Consider the following 24,695-nt stretch of genomic DNA (forward strand, 5'->3'; position numbering starts at 1 on the left):
GGCGTGCGCCGGGGCCAGATGGGTGGCCCCGGTCGATGTCCCGGTCAGGGCGCCGTGGTCGCCGTGCCGTTCGCCAGCTTCGGCTGTCGGTAGAGATCCAGCAGGACCTGGTCAAGCACCTGTGAGGCGCCCCATGGCTTGGGGTCGTTCAAGATGGCGGCGACGGCCCAGGTGTGCCCGTTGCTGTCGCGGCTGAACCCGGCGATCGCTCGCACGGTGTTGAGGGTGCCGGTCTTGATGTGCGCCTCGCCGCTCATGGCGGTGCGCTTGAGGCGCTTGCGCATGGTGCCGTCCATGCCTACCAGCGGCATCGAGCTGATGAACTCGGCGGCGTACGGGCTCTTCCAGGCTGCCTGCAGCAGCGTGGCCATCTCGCGGGTGCTGACCCGTTCCGCGCGGGACAGGCCGGAGCCGTTCTCCATCACCAGGTGTGGCGCGGTGATGCCTTTCTTGGCCATCCACTGGCGTACCACGCGTTGTGCCGCCCGGGCGTCGTCGCCGTCGGCATCGGTGCGGAACTGCGCGCCGAGGCTGAGGAACAGCTGCTGAGCCATGGTGTTGTTGCTGTACTTGTTGATGTCGCGGATCACCTCGACCAGGTCCGGCGAGAAGGCCCGGGCCAGCAGGCGGGCGCTCTTGGGCACGTTCTCGATGCGGTCGCGGCCTTGGATGCTGCCGCCCAGCTCGCTCCAGATGGCCCTTACCGCGCCGGCTGCGTAGGTGGGATGGTCAAGCAGCGACAGGTAGGTCTGCGAGTTGCAGCCGTCGGCCAGCTGACCGCTCACCGTCACGCTGACACCGTCGGGTTGCATCACCGGGTTGTAGCGCACATCGCCGGTGCACTGCTTGCCGGCCGAAGCCTTGACCTGGTTGTCGATGCGGATGCTGGCGATCGGCGGCTCGACCGAGACGGTCACCTTGCCGCCGTCGTTGCGGGCAACGAAGCGCAGGGCCTTGAGGTTGACCAGCAGAGAGTCCGGCTTGACCAGGAACGGCTTGTTCTCGTCGCCGCCATCGTCATTGAACTGTGGCAGGTTGGGCTGGACGAAATGGCTGCGATCCAGGACCAGGTCGCCGGTCACGGTGCGCACGCCATTGGCGCGCAGGTCGCGCATCAGCAGCCAGAGCTTTTCCATGTTCAGCTTGGGGTCGCCACCGCCCTTGAGGTAGAGGTTGCCATTGAGCACGCCGTTGCTCAGGGTGCCGTCGGTGTAGAACTCGGTCTTCCACTGGAAGGTCGGGCCCAGCAGCTCCAGCGCGGCGTAGGTGGTCACCAGTTTCATGGTCGAGGCCGGGTTGACCGACACGTCGGCGTTGAACACGGTCGGTGTGCCCGGGCCATCGAGCGGCAGCATGACCAGAGACAGGGCGGAGTCCTGCAGCTTGTTGGTCTTGAGGGCTTGTTGCACCTTGGGTGGCAAGGTGGTGTTGACGGCGGCGGCCTGGACAGGCAAGGCGAGGGGCAGGAACAGGCCGGCGAGCAGCAATGGGCGGAGCGTCTTGATCATAGGTGCGCGAACCCTGCAGACGAGGGAAAAAGAAAAAGGGGCTGTAAGAAATGGTGGCCCCGGTTCGAAATATAGTGCGCATTATGCCCCAAGCGCGACGCACATGGGTTTCGTTCGACGGAAAAGCGCCGTTGCGCGCCGGAAACTGGTAAAGTGCCGCGCGTAATTAATTGAGAGGATTGTTTCATGGCTACCAACCGTTCCCGTCGTCTGCGCAAGAAGCTGTGCGTTGACGAGTTCCAGGAGCTGGGTTTCGAACTGAACCTGGACTTCAAGGAAGACCTGTCCGATGAAGCCATCGATGCCTTCCTCGACGCCTTCCTGGCTGACGCCATGGATGCCAACGGCCTGGACTATGTCGGCGGCGACGATTTCGGCCTGGTCTGCTCGGCCAAGCGTGGCTCGGTCAGCGAAGAGCAGCGCGCCACCGTCGAAGCCTGGCTCAAGGGCCGCAGCGAACTGACCAAGATCGAAGTCAGCCCGCTGCTGGACGCCTGGTATCCGGACAAGCCGATCAACCCGGCTTCCTGATCCCTGGTGGCGGCACCCCTGAACGTGCCGCCTTACCCTGCCTCGGCCAGGTTGTCCAACTGCCTGGCCAAGGCTTGCTCCACCCGGCGCATATGTCGCGCCAGCGCCTGACGGCGCGTCTTCAGTTCGGCCAGGGTCAACCCGGTCGCTTCCAACGCCTCGCACGCCTGAATCAGCATCCTTGCATCGAGCATCCTTGCCGCGCTGAGGATCTTGTGTGCGTGGGCGGCCAGTTCGTTGGCGTCATGCTCGGGGTCGATCGCCATCAGAATTTCCAGGTCCTGGCGCAGGCTCAGGTGCAGCGTGCTGAGAATCCGGTTCCGATCGACGACACTGTCACCGACGATGGCGGTCAAGCCTTCGAGGTCAAAGCGATGCCGGGGCGGATTACGGCCGATGCATTGCCGGGAAAGCCCGGTGATGGCCGCCAGGCGCTGGCCGAGCATCTGCAGTCCGATAGGTTTGAGCAGGCAGTCGTCCATGCCGGCATCGAGGCATTGCTGGCGTATCTCGGGCTGGGCATTGGCGGTGTAGCCGAGCATGGCGCAGCGTGGTCGCCCTTGCAGGCGTTCCTCTGCCCGCACGGTCCTGGCCAGTTCGTAGCCATTCATCTGCGGCATGTTGCAGTCGACCACCAGCACGTCGAAACAACCTTCGCGCCACTTGCGCAAGCCTTCGCGTCCATCGCTGGCGCTTTCCTGGCGCAGCCCCAGGTAGCCGAGTTGCTGGGCCATGAGCAGCAGGTTGGCCGGGTGATCATCGATCACCAGGATCCTCAGGCGTGTATCGGGGCGTTCGATGCCCGTGCTGGCCGGCAAGGGCGAATCGACCGGGTCGACGCGTTGCAGGGGCATGACCAGCCGCACGCGCGTGCCGACGCCCTGGAGGCTTTGCAGGGTGAGTTCGCCACCCATCATGGCGCACAGGTTGCGGCTGATGACCAGGCCGAGCCCGGTGCCAGCCCGAGCGCCGTCGCTGTACGGGTTGGCCTGTACGAAGGGGGAGAACAGGCGCTGCTGGTCCTGCTCATGGATGCCGATACCCGTGTCGCGTACTTCCAGATCCAGCGTGGTGAGCGTCGGCTCGCCCCCTGTGTGCAGTTTGGCGGTGATGTGCACCTGGCCCTGCTCGGTGAACTTGATCGCGTTGCTGACCAGGTTCGACAGCACCTGTTTGAAGCGCAGCGGATCGAGCATCGCGTGGCAGCGCGCCTCCGGGGAGATGGTCACATCCAGTGTCAGGCCTTTGTGCCGGGCCAGCCCGTCGAACACGCGACCGACGGACTCGATCAGCGCGGCAAGGTCGACCGGTTCCGGGGCGAGGGATAAATGGCCGGACTCGATGCGGGCAATGTCCAGGATATCGCCGATCAACCCCAGCAAGTCCCTTGCCGAGTGATGAGCGACCTCGAGCGCCGGGCGGTCGAGCTGCCCCTGTTCGGCACGCTTGAGCGCCAGCTCCAGCATGCCGATCAGTGCATTCATCGGGGTGCGGATCTCGTGGCTGATGGTGGCGAGGAACACGCTCTTGGCGCGGTTGGCGTCGTCGGCCTGCTGCTTGGCCAGGCGCAGGTCCTGGACCAGGTTGCGCCGCTCGCTGATGTCGATCCAGCCGCCAATGATGCCTTGCATCTCGCCCAGCGAGTCGCGGTAGGGGAGGATCCAGTGATAGATGGTCAGCTCCTTGTCCTTCAGGCGCAGCGGTCGGTCGAGGATTAGCGGTCGGCCTTCTTCCATCACGCGCCGGTAGTCATCCTGGACCTGGCGGGTGTAGTCGCGGTCGCTGAACTGGCTGTCCTCCAGGCGCTTGCCCATGACCTGTTCAAGGGTGGCGCCCACGGCGAGCAGATAGCTTTCGTTGCAGCTCTTCAGGCGCCCTTCGCGGTCGCGCACGTACATGGGGTGAGGCGTGCCATTGAGCAGTGCGCCCATGAACTCGAGCTGGTCGTTGAGGGCCCGCTCGGCGCGTTGGCGTTGCTTGATCTGGCGGCGCAACCTGGCATTCCAGACCAGTGCCAGCACCAGCAGCACGCCGATGACCCCCACCACCTGCAGGATGATCCGCCTGTAGCTGCGCCAGTAGGCGTCTTCGCGCAGGCCGTGATCGCGCCAGCGGCTGTTGATCACGCCGAGCTCTTCGGGGGAGACGCTCAGCAAGGCCTTGTCGAGTATCGACGCCAGTTCGCCGGCTTTAGGCCGGGTGGCCATGGAGAAGGTCGCCGGTTCGGTGCCGACCGTGCTGCGGATGACCAGGTCGTTGGCGGCGGCCACCATGTGATTGGCATCGATGAGGGTGGCGATGACCGCGTCCACCGCACCACTGCCGAGCAGGGCCATCGAGTAATAGGTGCTTTCGGTGGCTACCTGGTGAATCCGCGGGTGCTGTGCGGTGAGCAGGGCGGCCACCGTGCTGTCACGGGGAATGGCTACGCGCTTGCCCTTGAGCTGCTTCAGGCTGCTGGGTTGATCGGCGCCGGTATGGCTGACCAGGACATAGGCGCTTTCCAGGTAGGGCCGACTCACCTGCAGTGTGCTTCCTCGGCGAGTGTCGATGGAAAGGCTGGCGATAATGTCGGCGCGGCCGGACTCGAGCTGGTCGACCATGTCGCCATCGCCGCTGGCGCGACGTATTTCGAAGCGCAGGCCGGTGCGCAGGCGAATGAGCTCGAGCAGGTCGGCGACGATGCCACGCAGGCGGCCGTTGTTGTCGAAGTACGTGAGCGGAGCCGCAGTTTCGTTGACCACCACGCGCATGACTGGATTGTCGCGCAACCAGCTTTCCTCCCGTGGCGACAGCTGCAGTTTACGGTCGGTCAGCAGATTGCCGCTGCTGGCGCTCCAGCGTTTGAAGATATCGTTGCGCGTGGCGGTGGACTGAGCATCGAGCGCGGCATCCACCAGCGTCAGCAGCGTCTGCTCGTCTTCGCGCAGGGCAAAACTGAAGCCCACGGCTTCGTGCTTGCCGAAGTTGGCCATGCGCAGGTGCGGCAAGTGTCCCTGGCTGATCAGGTAATGCGTGGAAACGGTGTCGCCAATGAACACGTCCGCCTGTTCGAAGGCGACGGCATTCAACGCCTGGGTGGACGATTCGAAGGTCAGTAGCTCGGCCTTGGGGTAGTTGGTGCGGATTTCCTCGGTGGGCAGGTAATGGTAGAGCATGCTCAGCCGCATACCCTCCAGGCCTGTATCCAGCGCCCGGGTCTCGTCTTCACGGGTTACCAGGACGGGTTGATCGATGGCATAGGGACGTGACAGCGCCAGGCCTTGGGTGGTGGCTTCATAGCCATTGGCACTGCCGAGCATGTCGATATGGCCATTCTTGAGCGCCGCCACCGCCGCGGGCCTGCTGGGGAAGCGGCGTATGCGCACCGGCAGGCCCAGGGCATTGCCGATCAGCCCCGCATAGTCGGCGGTGAGTCCCTGGTATTCACGGCCGCCCGTGGAGATATCGAAGGGGGGATAGTCTGGCGCCGAGGTGCCCAGCACCAGTTCGCGACGCGTGCCCAGCCACTGCCGTTGCGTGGGGGTCAGCACCGGGTGGACCGACGTGGGTGAGGAGCGACTGAGCAGGGTATACGTGCGGCCTGCATCGACGGTTCCGCTGGCGCATTGCAAGGGAGCGCCCAGGCTCAGCCACAACAGTGATGCAGCAAGGTACCTCCACATCATGACCTCAGACCAGTGCGTTGCGCTTGGCGACGTCGATCAGCTCCACCAGGGTGCTGGCGCGCAACTTGTGCATCAGGCGCTTCTTGTAGGTGCTGACGGTCTTGTTGCTGAGGAACATGCCTTTGGCTATTTCCTTGTTGCTGCGACCCTGGGCAAAAAGTTGCAATACCATCAGTTCACGATCATTGACCTGGCGGAACAACTCCAACTCCTCGCTATCTTTGACGTGGGGTGAACTGAGTGCCTGGCTGGGGAAATAGTTGTACCCGGAGAGCACCGCCTTGATGGCGCTCAGCAACTCGCTGAGGTCCTCCTGCTTGCAGACATAACCGGCGGCCCCGGAATGCATGCAGCGGGTGGCGAACAGGGCGGGTGATTGCGCGGTCAGCACCAGGACCTTGAGCGGCAAGGCCATGGCCTGGAAACGCGAGAGCATTTCCAGGCCATCGAGCTTCGGGATGCTGATGTCGAGGATCGCCAGGTCAGGGCGCAGCTCACGAATCATCTGCATGGCATCCACGCCATTGTCCGATTCGCCGACAATCTTGTAACCCTGATTTTCCAGCAGCATCCGAATGGCCAATCGGATAATGGGATGGTCGTCAACGATAAACACTGAGTACATATTCAACATTCCATGCAGCGGGGCTAAGGCAGTCGCACATTAGCTCAGTTGAATGGCGGTTTGCAGGAAAGGCCATGCCAAATCCCAGATATAGGAATTTGCTTACAGTTGTCGATAAATACTGCTACGAGAGGGGTGGAAGGTGGTGACGGCAGATGATTTTTTTAAAGCGTGGCGTTGTAATAAAGCGTAGTTTGTTTAATAAGTTTTCAAACTTGTGGGAAAAGTCCTTCAAAATTGGCGGTGACAGCAAACGCCGGTCTGCCGTCACCACCCCTTCATCTGGAACTGGAGCGCCCTGTCATTTCCAGCGCCATTTCGCTGGCATAGCTGTCGGTCATGCCCGCGATGAAGTCGATCATGCGCAAGAACGCACCATGCAGCGAACCGTGCGGATTGGGTGCGTTGTTACCTATCAGGTCCAGCACGCGCCGGCTCTTGAAGGATGGCGTGCGCCCGCCATGCTGCTCCAGCGCTGCGCTGCAGAATGTGTTGAGCAGAATCTCCAGGGTCGTATAGGCGCCGATCTCATGCAGGGTCTTGCGCTTGTCCTGGAAGATCTTCTTGCGCGCCATGTCCTTGGCCTGGAGTACGCAGCGTTGCGCCGGGCCATGCATGTGTTCGACCAGGTCGCCCGGCAGGTGACCGGCCAGCAGGGCATCCTGCTGCTCGACGAAGGCCTGGGCGGCGGCATTGGTCAGGTGCTCGATGGCCTTGCCGCGCAGGATCGCCAGCTTGCGCCGACGTGACTCGTCGGGGCCGAGTTGGCGATAGGTTTCCGGCAGGTCGTCTCCGACCAGGTCCAGCAGCAGCGCCTCGACCTCGGCGTATTGCAGCAGGTCCATTTCCAGACCGTCCTCGAGGTCGATCAGCGCATAGCAGATATCATCGGCGGCCTCCATCAGGTACACCAGCGGATGGCGCGCCCAGCGCTGGTCCTCGAGCTGGGGCAGGCCGAGCTTCCCGGCAATCTGTTCGAGCAGGCCCAGTTCGCTCTGGTAGCAGCCGAACTTGTGCTTCTTGTAGCCCAGCGCATCGGCGTGGCGTGAGGTCCAGGGATACTTGAGATAGGTGCCGAGGGTGGCGTAGGTCAGTCGCGTGCCGCCGTCGAACTGGTGGTACTCGAGTTGGGTGAGGACACGAAAGCCCTGGGCATTGCCTTCGAAATTGAGAAAGTCGGCGCGCTGGTCGTCGCTCATGTCATCCAGCCAGCCTCGCCCCGCGGCCTGCTGGAACCAGTGACGGATCGCGTCTTCCCCCGAATGGCCGAACGGCGGATTGCCGATGTCATGGGCCAGGCAGGCTGACTGCACGACCATGCCCAGATCGCTGGGTTCGCACCAGTCCGGTAACTGACCGCGCAGGGTTTCGCCGACGCGCATGCCGAGCGAGCGGCCGACGCAACTGACTTCCAGCGAGTGGGTGAGGCGGGTGTGGATATGATCGTTGCTGGAAACCGGATGTACCTGGGTCTTGCGGCCCAGGCGGCGGAATGCGCCCGAGAATATGATGCGGTCGTGGTCCTTGTGGAAGGGGCTGCGGCCGAGTTCTTCAGGGCTGTAGAGCGCCTTGCCCAGGCGTTCGCGGGTCAACAGGGTTTGCCAGTCCAAGGCTTTGTCTCCCATCGTAGAGTCCGGATAGCTTCCGGTGTCCGGGGCGCTGGCGCAAGCGCCAGCGCTCGGGTTTCAGCGGCGGGAGGTGTTGCCAATGAGCAGGCGGATCAAGGGCACCAGGCTGGTGCCCAGGCGCACCAGGCGTACCAGGTTGCCGCTACGCACGCCCTTGCCGGTGAGGAATCCCAGGGCGACGACGCCGGCGATCCCCCACAGCGAGCCATGCTTGACCCCCATGCCCTCGCCGAACGCGCTGCCCATGCCGCGCAGGCGGTGGACCGGTTCGAGCAGCTGGGCGGACTCGTGGCGAATTTCCTGGCGATGCATTTCCATGCGCAGGCGCAGCAGCGCCTTGCGCAGCTCTCGCGGGTTGCGGGTGTCGGGCAGTTCGGGCAGGCTCATGGCAGCAGGCGCTCCCGATCCTTGGCCAGCTCCTCGAGCGTGGCGTTGAATGGCGACGACTCGTCGAACACCGCGGCCTTGAGGCGCAGGCCGCAATACAGCGCGGCGATCCCGTAGAACACGCACAGGCCAATGATCCCGGCCAGGCGATAGCTGTCCCACAACAGGACCAGCACCAATCCCGACAAGGCGGTCAGCAGCAGCAGGGCGAACACCAGTGCCAGGCCGGCGAACAGCAGCAGGCTGAGGGTGCGGGCTTTCTGCTCCTGCAACTCGATGCCGAACAGCTCGATATGGCTGTGCAGCAGCCCGAGTATGGCCGCGCCCAGGCGCCTACCGGAGGCGCTGGCGCCGATGGCATCGTTATCCATGGAGCTTCCTCAGCGCTTGGCCAGCAGGCCGATCAGCAGGCCGACACCCGCGGCGATGCCAATCGCCTGCCACGGATTCTCCTGCACGTACTGTTCGGCGCTTCCCAGTGCGGCCTGACCGCGCTGGCGCACCGACTCCTGGGTCAGTTGCAAGGTCTCGCGGGCCTGGACCAGGCGCTCGTGGATCTGCTCGCGCAGTTCATCGGCCTGGTCGCCCGCCAGGTTGGCGGTGTCGGCGAGCAGCTTCTCGGTGTCGCGGACCAGGGCCTGGAAGTCAGCCATCAGTATCTCTTGTGCAGTCTTTGCCGATTTGCTGGCCATGGAATGGGCCTCTCCCTGTGGATGCATGTGGCTATTTCGAGTGATCGAGGGTGCGGAAGGTTCAGCGAAATGTGTTGGTACGGCGCTTGCTGTAATGCGGTGCGTATTCGCCGGGGCTGCGCCGAAACCATGCGCTGGCGCTACGGATACCGATAAACCTTAACCCAATCCACGACAAACCCAAGAAAAAACCACGCAGGCTCCGTCCGGTCATCGAAACAGGGCAGGGGCCTGGCACCGATCAGGTGCATGGATGCCGGTTCTTGAACTGTCCTGGTGCCTTTTCGCAGGTCTGCCACTTCATGGAAAACATGCATAGCGCGATGGACTCCCTGGTCCATGGCTCCAACACTCTGTTCATCCTCATGGGCGCGATCCTGGTCCTGGCCATGCACGCGGGATTCGCCTTTCTCGAGGTCGGCACCGTCCGCCACAAGAACCAGGTCAACGCCTTGTCGAAGATTCTCAGCGACTTCGCGGTATCGGCGCTGGTGTACTTCTTCATCGGCTACTGGATCGCCTACGGCGTAAGCTTCCTGCATCCGGCGGCGACACTGGCCAGCGACCACGGCTATGGGCTGGTCAAGTGCTTCTTCCTGCTGACCTTCGCCGCGGCCATCCCGGCGATCATTTCCGGGGGCATCGCCGAGCGGGCGCGCTTCGTGCCGCAACTCTGCGCGACGGCGTTGATCGTGGCGTTCGTCTACCCGTTCTTCGAAGGGGTGGTATGGAACGGCAACCTGGGCATCCAGGCCTGGTTGCAGGCGCGCTTCGGCGCACCGTTCCATGACTTCGCCGGCTCCGTGGTGGTGCATGCCATGGGCGGATGGCTGGCGTTGGCGGCGGTCGTGCTGCTGGGCGCGCGCCGTGGCCGCTACCGCGACGGGCGTCTGGTGGCGTTCGCGCCGTCGAGCATTCCATTCCTGGCGCTGGGCTCGTGGATTCTGATCATCGGCTGGTTCGGCTTCAACGTCATGAGCGCGCAGACCCTGCAGGGCGTGAGCGGCCTGGTGGCGATCAATTCGCTGATGGCCATGGTGGGCGGCACGCTGTCGGCGTTGCTGCTCGGACGCAACGACCCTGGTTTCCTGCACAACGGCCCGCTGGCCGGCCTGGTGGCGGTGTGCGCCGGCTCCGACCTGATGCACCCGGTAGGGGCGCTGGTCACCGGGCTGGTGGCCGGTGGCGTGTTCGTCTGGTCCTTCACGGCGGCCCAGAACCGCTGGAAGATCGACGATGTGCTCGGGGTATGGCCGCTGCATGGCTTGTGCGGCGTGTGGGGCGGCATTGCCTGTGGCGTGTTCGGGCAGGCGGCCCTGGGCGGGCTGGGTGGGGTCAGCCTGGTCAGCCAGTTGCTGGGCAGCCTGGCGGGCGTGGTGGTGGCGCTGGTCGGTGGATTCGCCGTGTATGGTTCGATCAAGGTGCTGCATGGCCTGCGCCTGAGTCACGAGCAGGAGTTCCAGGGCGCGGATCTCTCGCTGCATCGGATCGGCGCCACCAGCCAGGATTGAGCCAGGGCAGGTGCGCACCCGCGGACAGGGACCTAGAATGAGCATCCACCCATGCGATTCGTGGATGCCTGCATGCTCCCTGAAACCCAATTGTTCGGCACCGTCGGGTGCCACCTGTGCGAAGTCGCCGAGGCTGTGCTCATGCCGTTCGTCGAGCACGGCCTGATGGTCGAGCTGGTCGATATCGCTGACAGCGAGGTGCTGTTCGAGCGCTATGGCCTGAGCATCCCGGTGCTGCGCCGTTGCGACAGCGGCGCCGAGCTAGGCTGGCCGTTCGATGCCGAGCAGGTGGTGGCCTTCCTGGGCTGAGCCTCGCATTGACGGCGGCACGGCACGCTCCGTATGCTGTATATAAATACAGTATACGAGGTGAAGCCATGCTCAATGTCGAGCAACTCAAGTACAGCATCAACCACATGGCACCCGAGCGTGTGTGCGAGGCGGTACTGGAATTGCGCCTCGATGGCATCGTCACCGATGAGCGGACCCCGTTCGGCAAGGTCCATTTCAATACCTGTTTCGCCGAGATCGAGGCGCTGTTCCAGCGTGCCGGTTTCCACCGTCCGCTGGATGTGGTGGGCTACCAGGGACTGAGCTATGCGCTCTACGACCCGGGCCGTTGGGACGCGGTGCAGGTGCTGCGCTGGCTCAAGGCGCGCTGCGAGCCGGCCAGCGAGGCTGGTTGAGGGGCGCGGGGTAGGGGATAATGCCGCCCCCTGCAAAACCGAGCCTGATGATCATGCCTTTCGACCCTGCCCGCCAGCAAGCCAGCACCGTATGCCTGCCCCCAGGGCACTGGACGACGGTGCTCGACTGCCTGTGCGATCATTTCAAGGGTATCGGCCGTGAGCAATGGCTCGACCGATTCGCCCGGGGCCGGGTGCTCAATGCCGACGGCCAGCCTATTGCGGCGGATACGCTCTATCGGCGGGGCATGCGCTTGCACTATTTCCGTGAAGTGCCCAACGAGAAGGTGATTCCGGTGCAGGAAGAAATCCTGCATGTCGACGAACACCTGGTGGTGGCGGACAAGCCGCACTTCCTGCCGGTCACGCCCACCGGCGAATACGTCGAGCAGACGCTGCTGCGTCGGTTGATCCGGCGCCTGGACAACCCGCACCTGGTGCCGCTGCACCGCATCGACCGGCACACCGCCGGGCTGGTGCTGTTTTCCGCCAACCCGCAAAGCCGTGGCGCCTATCAGCGCCTGTTCCCCGAGCGGCGCATCGACAAGCGCTACCAGGCGATCGCCGCCGCCATGCCGCAGCACGACTACCCGCTGGTGCATCGCAGCCGCCTGGTGCATGGCGAGCCGTTCTTTCGCATGCATGAGGTAGCAGGGGCCGACAACAGCGAAACCCATGCTTGCGTGCTGGAGAAAAATGGCGAGCTGTGGCGCTACGGGCTATCGCCGGTGACTGGCAAGACCCATCAGCTACGGGTGCATATGGCGGCGTTGGGCGCGGGAATCTGCAACGATCCGTTCTATCCGCAGCTGGTCAACGAGCAGGATGATTACGCGCGGCCACTGAAGCTGCTGGCCCACAGCCTGCGCTTCGCGGATCCGTTGACGGGTGAGGTACGGTACTTCGAGAGCCGTCTGACGCTCGACTGGTAAAGCATCGCGGGCTTGCCCCGCGATGCTTTTACAGGCTTCAGCGGTTGAAGCGTTCCACCAGCGAGTACTGGGTGCCCGCGGTGCTGGTCAGCTCCTCGCTGAGCAGCGCCGAGCGCTGGGCTTGGCCCGCGGTCTGGTCGGCCAGGTCGGCGATGGTGCTGATGTTGCGGCTGATCTCCTCGGCCACCGCGCTCTGCTCCTCGGTGGCGGCGGCGATCTGGGTCGCCATGTCGGTGATGTTGGCCACGGCCTCGCTGATACCGACCAGTGCCTGGTCGGCTTCCATGACCCGTTCGACACCTTCCTGGGCCTGGCGGTGCCCGGTCTCCATGGTCTGCACCGCGTTGTTGGCGGTCTGTTGCAGCTTGGCGATCAGGGTGTGGATCTGCCCGGTGGACTCGGCGGTGCGTTGAGCCAGCTGGCGAACCTCGTCGGCGACCACGGCGAAACCGCGGCCCATTTCACCGGCACGGGCGGCTTCGATGGCGGCGTTGAGCGCCAGCAGGTTGGTCTGGTCGGCAATGCCCTTGATCACATCGACCACGCCACCGATCTCGTCGCTGTCCTTGGCCAGTTGCGTCACGGTCAGGCCAGTTTCGCCCACGGCAGCCGACAGGCGCTCGATGGCGTCACGGGTTTCGCCGGCGATGTTGCGGCCCTGGCTGGTCAGGCGATTGGCTTCCTGGGTGGCGTCGGCGGTGCGCTGGACGTGGTTGGCCACTTCCTGGGTGGTGGCGGCCATCTGGTTGACGGCGGCGGCGACCTGCTCGGTTTCCACGCGCTGGCGTTCGAGGCCCGACGAGCTCTGGTGGGCGAGGGCGTCGGACTGGCGGGCCTGGTCGCTGAGCTGTTCGGCGCTGTCCTGCAGGCGGGTCAGGCAGGTCTTCATCCGCGCATCCTGGCTGAGCATGGCCATTTCCAGGCGCGCCTGGACGCCACGGCTGTCGGTATACATCTGTGCGATCAGCGGGTCGGAGGTGGTCTGCTCGGCCAGGCGCAGCAGGCGTTTGAGGCCGCGCTGCTGCCAGCCCAAGCCAAGCAGGCCCAGCGGCACCGACAGGCCCGCGGCCAGGGCGAAGCCCCAGGAGTGACCGAGCCAGTTGCCGATCAGGAAACCGATCTGGCTGACGAGAATGAACGGCAGCCAGTCCTGCAGCACCGGCAGCCACTTGTCGCGCTTGGGAATGGCCGACTTGCCCTGGTTGATGCGCTGGTACAGGCCTTCGGCGCGGCGGATCTGTTCGGCGGTGGGCTTGACCCGGACCGACTCGTAGCCGATGACCTGGTTGTTGTCGAAGATCGGTGTGACGTAGGCGTTGACCCAATAGTGGTCGCCGGACTTGCAGCGGTTCTTGACGATGCCCATCCACGGCAGGCCCTGCTTCAGGGTCTGCCACATATGGGCGAACACCGCCGGCGGCACATCGGGATGGCGTACCAGGTTATGCGGCGCGCCCATCAGGTCCTCGCGGGAGAAACCGCTGATCTCGACGAAGGCATCGTTGCAGTAGGTGATCACGCCCTTGGCATTGGTGGTGGAGATCAACCGCTGCTGGGCAGGGAAAGTCCGTTCTCTCTGGGTAATCGGCTGGTTGTTACGCATTGGCTGTTCAATCCGCGAGGCTTTCGACAGGTATCGGCAAGCTTCTGGTTTTATTGAATGGATATTTAACTACGTTGACCTGGAGCAAGGCGCGCTTAGGCTGGCTGGGTTAACAGAAGGTGGCCTGATCGCAGACGTTGACCCCTGTATTGCAGTTTTACTCTGGAATTATGACGGCTAGGTCGGATCATGACCGATCGCTCACGACAGGGCCAGCATCGGATAGGTGAAAGCCGCGAAGTGCGCCAGGTTGACGCAGACATGGCACAGCACCGCCGCCGCCAGCCCGCCATGGCGATAGGCCAGACCATACCCCACCCCGGCCAGGGTGGCCAGGTAGAACCATTGCCAGCCACCGGCCAGGTGCGCGAGGCCGAACAACAGCGCGGCCACCAGCAACGCCAGCCCCTCGTGCCTGAACAGACGTTGCAGGCCGCCCTGGATGTAGCCACGGAACAGCAGTTCCTCGGTCAGGCTCACCAGCAGCAGGTTGTTCAGCAGCCACAGCCAGGCCTGGTCGGGCCATTTCGGTGCCCAGGCCACCATGCCCAGGGCCCAGGCGCCGCCGAGGCAGGCGAGCAGGGTGAGCGGCAGGATCAGCGCCAGGCTCATGGCCAGGCCGCGCCCACGCAGCATCACCAGCCAGGGGCAGGCCAGCAGCAGCCACAGGCCGATCAGCGGTTTGTCGAGGTTCAGGTACATGGAGAATGGCACCGCGCCTTCGCTGAGCACGGCCTTGTCGATCACCCGGGCACCATGGAAACCGGGCAGCCAGTGCAGCGCCAGGGCGACGGCGAGCGCGATGAACAGCAGGTGGCCGAGGCTTTGTTGCCAGCGCACCGGACGGCGGGCGAGCAGTGCGCTGCACAGCAGGGCGAGCAAGGCGGGCAGGGCGGCGAGGCCGAGGCTGCCGTAGGTCAGGGCGATCGTATAGCCGAGGGCGAGCAGGAGCAGGGCGATCCAGTGGGGAAGAGGCATGAGGTGTCCTTGTGCCGGTGAGTCCGTGGAGGGTAGGACTTACCCCGTGGCCTTCAGGACACTTGGATGTTTGCGCGTTTGGGCGGGTAATGCCGGGAGCGCGTTGCGGTCCTTTCGCGGCACACGGCCGCTCTTACAGAACGGCGCGGTCTCCTGTAGGAGCGGCCTTGTGCCGCGAAAGGGTCGCAAAGCGACCCCCGGCAATCTTGAACTGGAAAGGGATAGGCCCAGCCTTATCCTGCGATCAATTGCCGCAGCACATAATGCAGGATCCCTCCCGACTTGAAGTACTCGACCTCATTGAGGGTATCGATCCGGCACAGCACCTCGATCTGCTCCTGGCGCCCATCCTCGCGGATGATGCGCAGCGGCAGGCTCATGCCCGGGCGGATCTGCGCGCCATCAAGGCCCAATACATCGATGCGTTCCTTGCCGGTCAGCCCCAGGCCCTTGCGGTCGTCGCCGGCCTTGAACTGCAGCGGCAGCACGCCCATGCCCACCAGGTTGGAGCGGTGGATACGTTCGAAGCTTTCCGCCAGCACCGCCTTGACCCCCAGCAGGTTGGTGCCCTTGGCCGCCCAGTCGCGGCTGGAGCCGGTGCCGTATTCCTTCCCGGCGATCACCACCAGCGGCGTGCCGTCCTGCTGGTAGCGCATGGCGGCATCGTAGATCGACAGCTTCTCGCCCGTGGGCACGTACAGGGTGTTGCCGCCTTCCTCGCCGCCGAGCATCTCGTTGCGGATACGGATGTTGGCGAAGGTGCCGCGCATCATCACTTCATGGTTGCCGCGCCGCGAGCCGTAGGAGTTGAAGTCGTGCGGCTCCACGCCCTTGCCGCGCAGGTAGCGCCCGGCCGGGCTGTCGGCCTTGATGTTGCCGGCCGGGGAGATATGGTCGGTGGTCACCGAGTCGCCGAGCAGGGCGAGGATGCGCGCGCCGTGGATATCGCCGATTTCCGGCAGCGGGCCGCCGATATCGTCGAAGAACGGCGGGTGCTGGATATAGGTGGATTCGTCCTGCCAGACATAGGTGGCCGCCTGGGGCACTTCGATGGCCTGCCACTGGGCGTCGCCGGCGAACACCTCGGCGTATTCCTTGTGGAACATGCGCGTGTCGACGTTGCCGACGGCCTCGGCGATCTCCTGCTGGCTCGGCCAGATGTCACGCAGGTATACCGGCTTGCCGTCCTTGCCGGTGCCCAGCGCATCCTGGGTCAGGTCGACGCGCACGCTGCCGGCCAGGGCATAGGCCACTACCAGGGGCGGAGACGCCAGCCAGTTGGTCTTGACCAGCGGATGCACCCGGCCTTCGAAGTTGCGGTTGCCCGACAGCACCGAGGCGACGGTGAGGTCGGCGCTGCCGATGGCCTTCTCGATTGCCTCGTCCAGGGGGCCAGAGTTACCAATGCAGGTGGTGCAGCCATAGCCGACCAGGTCGAAGCCGAGTTGGTCGAGGTAAGGCGTCAGCCCTGCCGCCTTGAAGTAATCGGTGACCACCTTGGAGCCGGGCGCCAGCGAGCTCTTGACCCAGGGCTTGCGTGTCAGGCCCTTTTCCACGGCCTTCTTCGCCACCAGCCCGGCAGCCATCATCACGCTGGGGTTGGAGGTATTGGTGCAGGAGGTGATGGCGGCGATCACCACGGCGCCGTCGCGCAGGGTGTGGGTCTGGCCGGCGTGGGTGTAGTCGATTTCACCGGCCTGGTCGGCACTGCCGACCGCCACGCCACCACCGCCTTCGTTTTCGAGTCGGCCAACGGCCTTGGTCAGTGGCTTGGGCTGCAGTTCGATGAACTGGTCGAAGGCTTGGCTGACCTGGTTCAGCGGCACGCGGTCCTGTGGGCGCTTGGGGCCGGCAAGGCTGGCTTCGACGTCGTTCATGTCCAGCGCCAGGGTGTCGCTGAACAGCGGCTCCTGGCCCGGCAGGCGCCACAGGCCCTGCACCTTGCTGTAGGCCTCGACCAGTTGTACGGCCTCCTCGGGGCGGCCGGACAGGCGCAGGTAGTCCAGGGTCACCTGATCGACCGGGAAGAAACCACAGGTGGCGCCGTACTCGGGGGCCATGTTGGCGATGGTGGCGCGGTCGGCCAGCGGCAGGTCGGCCAGGCCGTCGCCATAGAACTCGACGAACTTGCCGACCACGCCCTTCTTGCGCAGCATCTGTGTCACCGTCAGCACCAGGTCGGTGGCGGTGATGCCCTCGCGCAGCTTGCCGGTGAGCTTGAAGCCGATCACCTCGGGAATCAGCATCGACACCGGCTGGCCGAGCATCGCCGCCTCGGCCTCGATGCCGCCCACGCCCCAGCCGAGCACGCCCAGGCCGTTGATCATGGTGGTGTGCGAGTCGGTGCCGACCAGGGTGTCGGGGAAGGCATAGGTGCGGCCGTCCGCGTCGCGGGTCCAGACCGTGCGGCCCAGGTACTCGAGGTTGACCTGGTGGCAGATGCCGGTGCCCGGCGGCACCACGCGGAAGTTGTCGAAGGCGCTCTGGCCCCAGCGCAGGAAGGCGTAGCGTTCGCCGTTGCGCTGCATCTCGATGTCGACGTTCTGGGCGAAGGCGCTGGGGCTGGCGTAGCGGTCGACCATCACCGAGTGGTCGATCACCAGGTCCACCGGCGACAGCGGATTGATGCGTTGCGGATCGCCACCGGCCTTGGCCATGGCCGCGCGCATGGCGGCCAGGTCGACCACCGCCGGCACGCCGGTGAAGTCCTGCATCAGCACGCGCGCCGGGCGGTACTGGATCTCGCGGTCGGAGCGGCGCTCCTGCAGCCACTGGGCCAGGGCGCGCAGGTCGTCGCCGGTGACGGTCTTGCCGTCTTCCCAGCGCAGCAGGTTTTCCAGCAGCACTTTCAGCGACATGGGCAGGCGCTGCAGGTCACCGAGCTGGCGGGCAGCCTCGGGCAGGCTGAAATAGTGATAGGTGCGATCGGCTACCTGGAGGGTCTTGAGGGTTTTCAGGCTATCGAGCGAGGGCATTTACAACTCCTTGTGCTCCGGTGCCCGGCGACTGCGGGTCGCTCGCCGGTGTCACCGCTCTGGATTGGTCCGCACGGCACGGACCTGGCTGAACAGACAGGTTAGACCGGTTTGGCCCTCCTGCCCCTTTTCTGGACCGGTGGGACGTGTCGCAGGTTCCGATCTTCCTTTATCATTCGCCGCCCTGGCGCCACCTGCGTCAGTGATGTGGAGTGAGAAATGAATACCCTGTTCATGCATTGCCGGCCCGGCTTCGAGGGCGAGGTCTGCGCCGAAATCAGCGAGCACGCCGCCCATCTGGGCGTGGCCGGCTACGCCAAGGGCAAGCCGCAGAGCGCTTGCGCCGAATTCGTCTGCAGCGAGCCGGACGGCGCCGAGCGCATGATGCAGACGCTGCGTTTCTCGCAGCTGATCTTCCCGCGCCAGTGGGCGCGCGGCGCCTTCGTCGAACTGCCGGAGAGCGACCGCATCAGCGTGCTGCTGGAGCACCTGGCCGGGCTGCCGGTGTGTGGCAGCCTGTGGCTGGAAGTGCTCGACAGCAACGAAGGCAAGGAGCTGTCGACGTTCTGCCGCAAGTTCGAGGTGCCGCTGCGCAAGGCGTTGGAGAAGGCCGGTCGACTGGTCGACGACGTGCGCAAGCCGCGCCTGCTGCTGAGCTTCATCAGTGGTCGACGGGTCTTCCTCGGCCTTGCCGAGGCCGACAATTCGGCGCTGTGGCCAATGGGCATCCCGCGCCTGAAGTTCCCCCGCGAGGCGCCCAGTCGCTCGACCCTCAAGCTGGAGGAAGCCTGGCACCAGTTCATTCCCCGCGACCAGTGGGAGCAGCGCCTGAACGATGACATGACCGGCGTCGACCTGGGCGCCGCCCCCGGCGGCTGGACCTACCAGCTGGTCAAGCGCGGCATGCTGGTGACCGCCATCGACAATGGCCCGATGGCCGAGAGCCTGATGGACACTGGCCTGGTCACTCACCTGATGGCCGATGGCTTTACCTGGAAGCCCAAGCACACGGTTGACTGGATGGTCTGCGACATCGTCGAAAAACCGGCCCGCACCGCCTCGCTGATCGAAACCTGGCTGGGTGAAGGGCTGTGCCGCGAAGCGGTGGTCAATCTCAAGCTGCCGATGAAGCAGCGTCATGCCGAGGTACGCAAGCTGCTCGAGCGCATCGAGGCTGGATTCAAGGCACGCAAAGTGAAAGTGTCGATCGCCTGCAAGCAGCTGTATCACGACCGCGAGGAAGTGACCTGCCACCTGCGCCGGCTGGACCTGAAACCGCGCTGAGGCCATCGCGGGGCTGTGACGGCCCCGCTTCATGCGCCACAATGACGATCATTTTGCGGAGCCCTACATGACCGATTTCACCCACGACGCGATCCTTGACGCCACCGGCCTGAACTGCCCGGAGCCGGTGATGCTGCTGCACAAGCACGTGCGCGAGCTGGCCGGCGGCGGCGTGCTCAAGGTGATCGCCACCGACCCGTCGACCCGTCGCGACATTCCCAAGTTCTGCGTCTTCCTCGGCCACGAGCTGCTTGGTCAGCAGGAAGAGGCCGGCACCTACCTGTACTGGATCCGCAAGAAGGCCGACTGAGCCGCGGCGATCGCGCTACACTGCGCTCCCCTGACAGGAGAGCGCCATGCTGATAGTTGCCGACGAGAATATCCCGCTGCTCGATGCCTTCTTCGCCGGTTTCGGCGAGATCCGCCGTTATCCTGGCCGGGCCATCGACGCTGCCTGCGTCAAGGACGCCGACGTGCTGCTGGTGCGCTCGGTGACCCGCGTCGACCGGCAACTGCTCGAAGGTAGCCGGGTGCGCTTCGTCGGCACCTGCACCATTGGCACCGATCACCTTGACCTCGAATATTTCGCCCAGGCCGGTATCCACTGGAGCAGCGCGCCCGGTTGCAATGCCCGTGGCGTGGTGGACTACGTGCTGGGCAGCCTGCTGACCCTGGCCGAGCTGGAAGGGGCTGACCTGAGCACGCGGGTCTACGGCGTGGTCGGCGCCGGCGAGGTCGGTGGACGCCTGGTGCGGGTGCTGCATGGCCTGGGCTGGAAGGTGCTGGTGTGCGACCCGGTGCGCCAGGCCAGCGAGGGCGGCGACTTCGTCGACCTCGATACGATCCTCGAGCAGTGCGATGTCATCAGCTTGCACACCCCGCTGCAACGCGGCGGTGAGCACCCGACCTGGCACCTGCTCGACCAGCCTCGCCTGGCGCGCCTGCGTGCCGGCGCCTGGCTGATCAATGCCAGCCGTGGGCCGGTGGTGGATAACGCGGCCCTGCGCGAATTGCTGCTCGATCGCGAGGATGTGCATGCGGTGCTCGATGTGTGGGAAGGCGAGCCGCAGGTAGAGCTGCAACTGGCCGACCTGTGTACCTTGGCGACGCCGCATATCGCCGGTTACAGCCTCGACGGCAAGCAGCGCGGCACGGCGCAGATCTACCAGGCATTCTGCCGCTGGCGCGCCGAGCCCGAGCAGGTGCGCCTGGCCGATCTGCTGCCGGCACCGGCGCTGGCGCAGATCGAGTTCGACGCGGGCGCTGACTCGGCTTGGGTGCTGGCAACGCTTTGTCGGGCAGTGTATGACCCGCGCCGTGACGATGCGGATTTCCGTCGCAGCCTGAGTGATGATCCGGTCGAGCAGCGCGCGTCGTTCGACCTGCTGCGCAAGCACTATCCGGTACGGCGTGAGATCGAGGGGCTGGCGGTGCGAGTACGTGGGGAGGCGCCGCAACTGGCACAGGTGGTCAGTGCGCTGGGGGCGGTGCTGGCCTGAGGGGTTCTTGTAAAAGCACCATTCGCGTGGGGGCAACTGTCTTGTTCAGATTTCTCAATCTGACGCGATCCCTGTGGGAGCGGGCTTGTCGGGGCGCCGAACCGCCGCGAACACGGGCGAAGCCTGCGTTGTCTGCTTTGCGGGTAAACCCGCCCCCACAGGGTTGCACGCAATCCTGGGATCAGCCCTTGCTGACTTTCTCGACCCGGCTGTCTTCGAGGTCCTTGCAGGCCTTCTGGATCATCTTCTCGGTGATCGGCACCTCGCGGCCCTGGGCGTCGATGATCGAGCCGCAGACCTGAGGTTTTGGAGGGTTCTGGGTCTTGGGCGTTTCGGTGTGCTGCAAGCTCATGTCCTTTCTCCTCTTTCAGGTTCGAGCTCAAGGTATCGCTTCGCCGTGACTGGTCTGTGACAGCTTCTTCGGCGTCGTGCTGGATCAGTCCACCAGAAAGCGCGGTAAAGCTCCAGCAACACGTTAGAACGAATGCGCATAGGTACTGTTGCCTCGTTCGTTCATGCGACGGCGTCGCATTCGCGGGCGTTCCTCGCGGTGGACGAATGGTAGTCTTGTTGCCTCTTTCTGCCGAATGACGGTCGCCATGCCAGATCCGATCTCTCCACGCCAACGCCGGGCCCTGCACCTGGGCTGGCGGTTCATTCGCCCTTACCGGCGCCAGGCCCTTTTGGCCTTGCTGGCGTTGGTGACTACCGCCGCCATCACCTTGTCCATGGGGCAGGGGATCCGCCTGTTGGTGGACCAGGGTTTCATGACTGGCTCGGCCCACCAGCTCAACCAGACGATCGGCCTGTTCCTGCTGCTGGTCATGGCCCTGGCGGTGGGCACGTTCGCCCGCTTCTATCTGGTGTCGTGGATCGGCGAGCGTTGCGTGGCCGATATCCGTCGCGCCGTGTTCGACCATCTGGTCGGTCTGCATCCCGGTTTCTTCGAGGACAACCGCAGTTCGGAGATCCAATCGCGACTGACGGCCGACACTACGCTGCTGCAGTCGGTGATCGGTTCCTCGCTGTCGATGTTCCTGCGCAACGCCTTGATGGTGGTGGGCGGCGTGATCTTGCTGTTCGTCACCAACCCCAAGCTGACCAGCATCGTGGTGTTGGCCTTGCCCCTGGTGCTCGCGCCGATCCTGCTGTTCGGCCGGCGCGTGCGCAGCCTGTCGCGACAGAGTCAGGACCGGGTGGCCGACGTGGGCAGCTACGTCGCCGAAGCCCTCGGCCAGATCAAGACGGTGCAGGCATACAACCATCAGGGGCGCGACCGCGCGCTGTTCGCCGAGACGGTGGAGGCGGCGTTCGAGGTGGCGCGGCGGCGCATCGCCCAGCGTGCCTGGCTGATCACCCTGGTGATCGTGCTGGTGCTCGGCGCGGTCGGGGTGATGCTGTGGGTCGGCGGCATGGATGTGATCGCCGGGCGCATCTCCGGCGGCGAGCTGGCCGCCTTCGTGTTCTACAGCCTGATCGTCGGCAGCGCCTTCGGCACGCTGAGCGAGGTGATCGGTGAACTGCAGCGCGCCGCCGGCGCCGCCGAGCGCATTGCCGAGCTGCTGGCCGCACCCACGGCGATCCTCGCGCCGCCACGGCCGGGTGCGTTGCCGGGCGGGCGCGCCAGCGGCGCCATCGAGTTGCGCGAGGTGTGCTTTGCCTACCCGTCGCGCCCCACGTTGCCGGCCATCGACGGATTGAGCCTGGATATCCAGGCGGGCCAGACCGTGGCCCTGGTAGGGCCATCGGGCGCGGGCAAGTCGACGCTGTTCGACCTGCTGCTGCGTTTCTACGACCCGCAGCAAGGCGCGATCTACCTCGACGGCCAGCCGATCACCGGGCTGGAGCCGGCCGAGTTGCGCCGTCAGTTCGCCTTGGTGGCCCAGCAGCCGGCGCTGTTCCGTGGCACGGTCGAGGCCAATATCCGCTATGGCCGGCCTGAGGCCAGCCTGGCCGAGGTCGAGGTGGCGGCCCGTGGTGCCCATGCCCATGAGTTCATCGTGCAGTTGCCGCAGGGTTACCAGACGCCCTTGGGCGAAGGTGGCGTGGGCCTGTCCGGTGGCCAGCGGCAACGCCTGGCGATTGCCCGGGCGTTGCTGGTGGACGCGCCGATCCTGTTGCTGGACGAGGCCACCAGTGCCCTGGATGCGCAGAGCGAGTACCTGATCCAGCAGGCGCTGCCGCAATTGATGGCCGGGCGCACCACCTTGGTCATCGCCCATCGCCTGGCCACCGTGCAGCATGCCGACCGCATCGCGGTGATCGACAAAGGCCGGCTGGTGGCGTTCGGCAGTCATCGGCAATTGATGGAGGAGAGTCCGCTCTATGCACGGCTGGCGTCGCTGCAGTTCAACCCAGGCTGATGAGGTATTTCGGCCTGCTCGTAGCCTGTCGCGGATTTGTAACAATTTTGTAGTATTTGCCTGAGACTATCTGAAGCCACTGTTGTGCAAGTGCTCGACCTGGCTGCCATCGATCGATGGCGGCTTTTTTTTGGTCTGCGAACGAGGACAAGGATGTCTGTCGGCGGCGCTGCCATGCGCTGTTTTCCCTCCTCCTTGTTCCGAGATCCGCGATGTTGCGTAAATCCCTCCGAGTGCAAATCCTCACCCTGCTTGGCGGCAGCCTGGCGGCGATCCTGCTGATCGCCCTGGTGTGCTTCCAGTTCCTGTCGTCCAGCGTGCGCGGCTATGCCGAACTGGTGGACGGGCCATTGCGCGCTTCGCAGTTGATCGACGAGGCCAACCTGCAGTTCAAGATCCAGGTGCAGGAATGGAAGAACGTGCTGTTGCGCGGTCGCCAGCCGGCCGAGCTGGACAAGTACTGGCAGCAGTTCCAGGCCCGCGAGCGGCAGGTGCAGCAGTTGCTGGGGCAGCTGATCGACAGCAGCGACCCGAGCGTCAAGGCGCGCCTGGAGCAGCTCGAGGCCAGCCATCGACAGCTGGGTGCGGCTTATGAACGGGGGCGCCAGGCATTTCTTGCCGCAGGCGGCGACCCGGTGGCCGGCGACCTGGCCGTCAAGGGTGTGGACCGTGCCGCCAGCGAGCAGATGAGCGCGCTGGTCGAGCAGTTGCGTGCCGAGGCCCATGGGCGGGCGCAGCAGATCAGCGCGGGCGCCGAGCGCACCGTGTGGCTGGGCATACTGGTGATGCTCGGGTCCGCCATGCTGGTCGGCCTGTTCAGCCTGTGGCTGGTCAACCGCAGCCTGGTCGAGCCGATTCGGCAACTGATCGACTACGTTGCCCAGCTCAGCCAAGGCCGCTTTGGCGCGCGGGTCGACAGCCGCCGCGAAGACGAACTGGGGCGCCTGGCGCGTGCCGCCAACACCCTGCGCGACTTCCTGGCCGATACGGTTGGCCGGCTGAAGGACAACGCTGAGGAACTGGAGCATGCCAGCGGCCAGCTGCGCAGCATCGCCGGCGACATGGCCCATGGCACCCAGGACCAGTTCCAGCGCACTGACCAGGTCGCCACGGCGATGCACGAGATGTCCGCCACCGCCCAGGAGGTGGCGCGGCATGCCGCCGATGCCGCGCGGGCGGCGGACGAAGCCGACCATAGCGCCCAGGCCGGCGAGCAGGTCATGCAGAGGACCATCGACACCATTGCCGTGGTCAATCGCGAGATCGCCGGCACCGCCGCAGTGATTCGCCACCTGGAAAATGACAGTACGCGGATCGGCAAGGTGCTCGAAGTGATTCGCGGCATTGCCGAGCAGACCAACCTGCTGGCGCTCAATGCCGCCATCGAGGCGGCGCGTGCCGGCGAGGCCGGGCGCGGCTTCGCGGTGGTGGCCGACGAGGTGCGCAGCCTGGCCCAGCGCACCGCGGCGTCGATCGCCGAGATCCATCAGATCATCGAGGCGGTGCAGTCGGGCGCGGTGGAGGCGGTCAAGGCCATCGAGAGCGGCCAGCAGCGCAGTGAGGAGGGCGCCGAGCAGGTGCAGCACGCCGGACAGATGCTGCAACGCATCACCACGGCGGTGGAGGCGATCCGTGACATGAATCGGCAGATCGCCACTGCTGCGGAGGAACAGACCAGCGTTGCCGAGGACATTTCGCGCAACCTGATCGAGATCACTCGGATCGCCACCGACAACCAGCAGGCGGTGCGGCACACCGAGCAGGCCGGGCAGCGCCTGCATGGGTTGTCGGGGCAGCTGGGCGAAGTCACTTCCCGATTGACTGC

The 24,695-nt window shown here is 65.0% G+C and carries 21 protein-coding genes; 10 read left to right on the forward strand and 11 right to left on the reverse strand.

Annotated features, from left to right (window positions below; genetic code table 11):
- Positions 1 to 44: 44 nt before the first annotated feature.
- Positions 45 to 1,508 carry a D-alanyl-D-alanine carboxypeptidase/D-alanyl-D-alanine-endopeptidase gene (gene dacB, locus N5D48_RS19060; protein ID WP_279887152.1) on the reverse strand — a complete coding sequence of 488 codons (1,464 nt, stop codon included), beginning with the start codon at positions 1,506 to 1,508 and terminating at the stop codon, positions 45 to 47.
- Positions 1,509 to 1,694: 186 nt separating this feature from the next.
- On the opposite strand from dacB, the gene N5D48_RS19065 reads away from it, so the two are divergent.
- Positions 1,695 to 2,039, forward strand: a complete 345-nt coding sequence (locus N5D48_RS19065) for a YggL family protein (RefSeq protein ID WP_201176117.1) — start codon at positions 1,695 to 1,697, stop codon at positions 2,037 to 2,039.
- Between the two features lie 32 nt (positions 2,040 to 2,071).
- On the opposite strand, the gene N5D48_RS19070 is transcribed toward N5D48_RS19065, so the two are convergent.
- The 6 genes from N5D48_RS19070 to N5D48_RS19095 form a co-directional block, all read right to left on the reverse strand.
- On the reverse strand, positions 2,072 to 5,704 hold the full coding sequence (locus N5D48_RS19070) for a transporter substrate-binding domain-containing protein (RefSeq protein ID WP_279887176.1): 3,633 nt from the start codon (positions 5,702 to 5,704) through the stop codon (positions 2,072 to 2,074).
- Positions 5,705 to 5,711: 7 nt separating this feature from the next.
- The gene (locus tag N5D48_RS19075; protein WP_279887153.1) at positions 5,712 to 6,332 is read right to left on the reverse strand and encodes a response regulator transcription factor; all 621 of its coding nucleotides are present in this window, start codon (positions 6,330 to 6,332) and stop codon (positions 5,712 to 5,714) included.
- A gap of 278 nt (positions 6,333 to 6,610) precedes the next feature.
- Positions 6,611 to 7,942, reverse strand: coding sequence for a deoxyguanosinetriphosphate triphosphohydrolase (locus N5D48_RS19080; RefSeq protein ID WP_279887177.1), 1,332 nt, complete (start codon positions 7,940 to 7,942; stop codon positions 6,611 to 6,613).
- Positions 7,943 to 8,017: 75 nt separating this feature from the next.
- A complete protein-coding gene (locus N5D48_RS19085) occupies positions 8,018 to 8,347 on the reverse strand; it encodes a hypothetical protein (RefSeq protein WP_279887155.1) in 330 nt (109 codons plus the stop codon).
- Positions 8,344 to 8,718: a phage holin family protein gene (locus N5D48_RS19090; protein ID WP_279887157.1), complete on the reverse strand. Its 375-nt coding sequence runs from the start codon at positions 8,716 to 8,718 to the stop codon at positions 8,344 to 8,346. Before N5D48_RS19090 ends, N5D48_RS19085 begins: the two co-directional genes overlap by 4 nt.
- A gap of 9 nt (positions 8,719 to 8,727) precedes the next feature.
- Positions 8,728 to 9,039, reverse strand: coding sequence for a DUF883 family protein (locus tag N5D48_RS19095; protein ID WP_279887159.1), 312 nt, complete (start codon positions 9,037 to 9,039; stop codon positions 8,728 to 8,730).
- Positions 9,040 to 9,341: 302 nt separating this feature from the next.
- Between N5D48_RS19095 and N5D48_RS19100 the strand changes: the two genes are divergently transcribed.
- From N5D48_RS19100 to N5D48_RS19115, 4 genes are all read left to right on the forward strand, one after another.
- A complete protein-coding gene (locus N5D48_RS19100) occupies positions 9,342 to 10,550 on the forward strand; it encodes an ammonium transporter (protein ID WP_279887160.1) in 1,209 nt (402 codons plus the stop codon).
- Positions 10,551 to 10,622: 72 nt separating this feature from the next.
- A complete protein-coding gene (locus tag N5D48_RS19105; RefSeq protein WP_279887161.1) occupies positions 10,623 to 10,859 on the forward strand; it encodes a glutaredoxin family protein in 237 nt (78 codons plus the stop codon).
- 68 nt (positions 10,860 to 10,927) lie between these two features.
- The gene (locus N5D48_RS19110; protein ID WP_050704807.1) at positions 10,928 to 11,236 is read left to right on the forward strand and encodes a hypothetical protein; all 309 of its coding nucleotides are present in this window, start codon (positions 10,928 to 10,930) and stop codon (positions 11,234 to 11,236) included.
- 47 nt (positions 11,237 to 11,283) lie between these two features.
- Positions 11,284 to 12,168, forward strand: a complete 885-nt coding sequence (locus N5D48_RS19115; protein ID WP_279887162.1) for a pseudouridine synthase — start codon at positions 11,284 to 11,286, stop codon at positions 12,166 to 12,168.
- 37 nt (positions 12,169 to 12,205) lie between these two features.
- On the opposite strand, the gene N5D48_RS19120 is transcribed toward N5D48_RS19115, so the two are convergent.
- From N5D48_RS19120 to acnA, 3 genes are all read right to left on the reverse strand, one after another.
- Positions 12,206 to 13,771, reverse strand: a complete 1,566-nt coding sequence (locus tag N5D48_RS19120; protein WP_279887163.1) for a PAS domain-containing methyl-accepting chemotaxis protein — start codon at positions 13,769 to 13,771, stop codon at positions 12,206 to 12,208.
- A 201-nt stretch (positions 13,772 to 13,972) separates the two neighbouring features.
- Positions 13,973 to 14,749: a CPBP family intramembrane metalloprotease gene (locus N5D48_RS19125; protein ID WP_279887165.1), complete on the reverse strand. Its 777-nt coding sequence runs from the start codon at positions 14,747 to 14,749 to the stop codon at positions 13,973 to 13,975.
- A 233-nt stretch (positions 14,750 to 14,982) separates the two neighbouring features.
- Positions 14,983 to 17,724, reverse strand: coding sequence for an aconitate hydratase AcnA (gene acnA / locus N5D48_RS19130; RefSeq protein WP_279887167.1), 2,742 nt, complete (start codon positions 17,722 to 17,724; stop codon positions 14,983 to 14,985).
- A gap of 219 nt (positions 17,725 to 17,943) precedes the next feature.
- On the opposite strand from acnA, the gene rlmM reads away from it, so the two are divergent.
- The 3 genes from rlmM to pdxB all read left to right on the forward strand — a co-directional run bounded on the left by rlmM (position 17,944) and on the right by pdxB (position 20,507).
- Entirely contained in the window at positions 17,944 to 19,008 is a 1,065-nt protein-coding gene (rlmM, locus tag N5D48_RS19135) for a 23S rRNA (cytidine(2498)-2'-O)-methyltransferase RlmM (RefSeq protein WP_279887169.1), read from the forward strand.
- A 67-nt stretch (positions 19,009 to 19,075) separates the two neighbouring features.
- A complete protein-coding gene (gene tusA, locus N5D48_RS19140) occupies positions 19,076 to 19,318 on the forward strand; it encodes a sulfurtransferase TusA (RefSeq protein ID WP_279887170.1) in 243 nt (80 codons plus the stop codon).
- Positions 19,319 to 19,364: 46 nt separating this feature from the next.
- Complete coding sequence (gene pdxB / locus N5D48_RS19145; RefSeq protein ID WP_279887172.1) at positions 19,365 to 20,507, forward strand: 4-phosphoerythronate dehydrogenase PdxB; 1,143 nt, start codon at positions 19,365 to 19,367, stop codon at positions 20,505 to 20,507.
- Positions 20,508 to 20,688: 181 nt separating this feature from the next.
- Here the strand turns inward: pdxB and N5D48_RS19150 are convergent, their stop codons facing one another.
- Positions 20,689 to 20,859: a PA1571 family protein gene (locus N5D48_RS19150; protein WP_279887173.1), complete on the reverse strand. Its 171-nt coding sequence runs from the start codon at positions 20,857 to 20,859 to the stop codon at positions 20,689 to 20,691.
- Between the two features lie 247 nt (positions 20,860 to 21,106).
- Here N5D48_RS19150 and N5D48_RS19155 point away from each other — a divergent pair, with 247 nt between their 5' ends.
- Together N5D48_RS19155 and N5D48_RS19160 are read left to right on the forward strand one after the other, a co-directional pair.
- Complete coding sequence (locus N5D48_RS19155) at positions 21,107 to 22,870, forward strand: ABC transporter transmembrane domain-containing protein (RefSeq protein ID WP_279887174.1); 1,764 nt, start codon at positions 21,107 to 21,109, stop codon at positions 22,868 to 22,870.
- Between the two features lie 212 nt (positions 22,871 to 23,082).
- Positions 23,083 to 24,695 (forward strand): methyl-accepting chemotaxis protein (locus tag N5D48_RS19160; RefSeq protein ID WP_279887175.1); only part of this gene is annotated, 1,613 nt, incomplete at its 3' end.

This window comes from Pseudomonas sp. GD03858, from assembly GCF_029840925.1.
GTDB lineage: Bacteria > Pseudomonadota > Gammaproteobacteria > Pseudomonadales > Pseudomonadaceae > Aquipseudomonas.